Below are 3,074 nucleotides of genomic sequence, written 5' to 3' on the forward strand. Positions count from 1 at the left end.
CGACTTCGACCCCGTCCCCGACCGGCCGGGCCTGGTGGCCGCCAGCTGAGCCCGGGTCACCAGCGGCACCGGCCCGCCCGCGGCGGCCGGATGCCACGGTAGGGGGCGGGTCCTGCCCCCACCGGCTTGTCGAGGCCTCTAGGCTGTGTCGCCGTGAGCAAGCGTCGAAAGAACCAGCGGGCCGCCGCACCGACCGCCAAGCGGGAGCGGGTGCGGGACGTCTTCGTCCCCCGACCCTTCGAGGGGCTTACCGACGAGCCGGAGTGGATCGCCCTGCGGGAGCTGGTCCCCGCCGCCTCCGCGCCGCTGCGCCTCACCCCGGCGCTGGTGGAGGAGTACGGCGACCGGCCGGTCACGCTGGCCACGGTGCTGCCGATGGCCGCTCCTGCGATGAGCCGGACGGACGGGCACATCTTCGTCGGGCTCCAACGGCACCTCCAGTCCGGCGACGTCTCCCGTGATCTCGCCGAGTCGCTGCTCTGCGCGCTGCGGGTCGCCCCGGGTGATCCGGTTCCGGTGCCACCGCTGCCCGGCCCTGGTCCCCGCCTCCAGGACATCCTGGTCGACGGCCCACTGGAGATCACCCTGCACGAGGGCTTCGAGTTCTGGCTGGTCCCCGAGGCCGCCGACGACCCGACCGTGCAGGCGTCCCTGGAACGGGCCAACGCGGCGATCTATCCCACCGTGCGGCTGGCTGCCGCGCGGGCGGCGTACTGGTGCCGGGTGCCGGAGAAGGCCCATGTGCGCTGGGTGCTGCCCGAGCCCGAGGAGGCCGCCCTGGACGCGCTGGCCCGGCTGGGCGCGGCCGGCTCGCTGCCCCTCGGCGAGGGGACGAAGTTCGCCGGCATGTTCCGCGCCCACGGGCGGCTGGTGCCGGTGTGGGACCTGCCCGAGGACGCCCCGGCCGGCGACTGGGAGGACCCGGTGGCCGACTTCGCCAAGCGGTACGCCGACGCCCTGGCGGAGGCCGGACCGCTCGACGCGGCGGCCCGGCGATCCCGGCAGGGTCTACTCGGCCGCCAGCTCACCCTGCGCTGACCGTAGACCGGTGTTAAGAAGGGGCCCTTGCTCTACCTCAGGCGTTAAGAAGGGGCCCTTCCTTACTCCCTCAGCAGCGGGCAGGACATGCAGCGGGGGCCACCGCGGCCCGAGCCCAGCTCGGAGCCGGCGATCGGGATGACCTCGATGCCGGCCCGCTCCAGTTGCGCGTTGGTCTCGACGTTGCGCTCGTAGCCGACGCAGAGCCGGGGTGCCAGCGCCAGGGTGTTGTTGCCGTCGTCCCACTGTTCCCGCTCGGCGGTCACCGGGTCGAGCCCGGTGTCGATCACCCGGAGCTGGTCCAGGTCCATCGCGTCGGCGGCGGCCCGTAGGAACGGCGCCGGGCCGTCGACCCGCGGGTCGTCGCCCTCCGCGCCGGCGATCACCGTGTACGCCGATAGCGTGCTGGCGATGTTCGGGTACATCAGCACCGCGTCGGTATCGACCATCGTGCACACGGTGTCCAGGTGCATGGTCGCCCGTTCCTGGGCGATCGGCACGACGAGGATGGTGTGCGCGAGCCCCGCCGCGAAGACCCGACGGGCCAGCCGTTCGGCACCGGCCGGGGTGGTCCGCTCGCCCACCCCGACGGCCAGCACCCCCGGTGCCAGGAGCAGTACGTCGCCGCCCTCCAGATGCTCCAGCCCGGGCCGGTAGACGAACTCGGTGCCGGCGAACCGCGGGTGATGCCGGTAGATCGCGTCGGTCAGCGTGGTCTCCCGCCGCCGGGCGGGCATGGCCAGGCTGGTCACCCCCACCCGGTCGCCGATCCACAGTGACGAGTCGCGGGTGAACAGGAGGTTCGGCAGCGGGTCGATGACGAAGTCGTGCCGGTCCATCAGGGTGTAGACCAGGCCGCCACCCCGGCCCCCGCCGAGCCGCAGTTCCTCGTGGGCCAGGCCGGCGATGAGGACGCCGGCGAGCGCGGCCGGGTCGAGGTACGTCAGGTGCGCGCCGACCCGGGCGCGCAGGGCGTCACCGAGCCGGGGCGAGCTGAGCACCTGCTCGGTCAGTTCGGCCCGGGCGTCCGGCGCGGCCAGTGCTTCGGTGAGCAGGTCGGTCAGGTAGAGCACCTCGACGCCGCGCTCGCGCAGCGCGCCGGCGAAGGCGTCGTGCTCCTCCTGCGCGCGGCCCACCCACGGGATCGCGTCGAACAGCAGGGAGTCGTTGTTGCGCGGGGTGAGCCGGGCGAGTTCCGGCCCCGGCCGGTGCAACAGCACGGTGCCGAGCCGACCGACCTCACTGTCCACGTAGTGGGTCACTCTCGCAGCGTAGGGCAGGGTTTGGCGGCATCCGGTAAAACAACTCCGGGTGAATATGGCATTCATCCACAGTCATTCCGGCGCTCCGGCTTGCCGAGTACCGGGACCAGCAACGTAGGGTAGTGAGAACGTAACTTCGAGGGACCTTTTGCCGGAGGTCGCGATGACTGTCTTCCCCGCTCGTCGAGCCGTACCGTCCGCCCGGGCGCTGCCGCCCGTGGCGGTGCCGCACCCCAGGGTGGAGGCGCCAGGGGTGATCGCGGCCCCTCGTCCGTCCCCACTGGAGTGGGCTCGCCGTCGCCGAGCCGAGCGGGGTGCCCGGCGGCTGGAGGCGGCCGGTGCCCGCGCGCTCGGCCAGCTCGACCACCTCGGGCCGGCGTGGCACGTCATCGACTGGCCGCGCACGGAGGCCGCCGACGCTCTGCTCGATGACAGCGACGACAACCACGCCGGGTTCCTGGCCATCGGCCCGAGCGGCCTGTTCGCCGTCACCATCGCCGACCACGGCCGGGCCCGGGTCCTGGTCGCCGGGGACGTGGTGCAGATCAACGGCAAGCGCCCGCCGTACGTGGCCGAGGCCCGCCGCGATGCCAGACGCGCCAGTAAGGCGCTCACCACGGCGGTCGGCCACCCGATCCCGGTGACGCCGGTGCTCACCTTCGTGGGCTCCGGCGTCATCAGCGTCTACGGCCTCCCCAAGGACTGCCTCATGGCGACCCACCGGGAGCTGGACCGGCTGCTCGTCGCCGGTGGCAACCGGATCAGTCCGGCCAC

Annotated in this window: 3 protein-coding genes; 2 read left to right on the plus strand and 1 reads right to left on the minus strand. The window is 73.1% G+C overall.

The features are described from left to right. Window positions 1–153: 153 nt before the first annotated feature. Window positions 154–1,038, plus strand: a complete 885-nt coding sequence (locus AB0M52_RS30600; protein ID WP_363960918.1) for a DUF5926 family protein — start codon at window positions 154–156, stop codon at window positions 1,036–1,038. A 62-nt stretch (window positions 1,039–1,100) separates the two neighbouring features. On the opposite strand, the gene AB0M52_RS30605 is transcribed toward AB0M52_RS30600, so the two are convergent. After that, complete coding sequence (locus tag AB0M52_RS30605) at window positions 1,101–2,300, minus strand: arginine deiminase (RefSeq protein ID WP_363960920.1); 1,200 nt, start codon at window positions 2,298–2,300, stop codon at window positions 1,101–1,103. Window positions 2,301–2,463: 163 nt separating this feature from the next. Between AB0M52_RS30605 and AB0M52_RS30610 the strand changes: the two genes are divergently transcribed. Further along, the coding region (locus AB0M52_RS30610; RefSeq protein WP_363960922.1) for a hypothetical protein at window positions 2,464–3,074 on the plus strand (611 nt) is incomplete at its 3' end.

It is taken from the genome of Micromonospora sp. NPDC051296 (assembly GCF_040682255.1).
Taxonomy (GTDB): Bacteria; Actinomycetota; Actinomycetes; order Mycobacteriales; family Micromonosporaceae; genus Micromonospora; species Micromonospora craterilacus.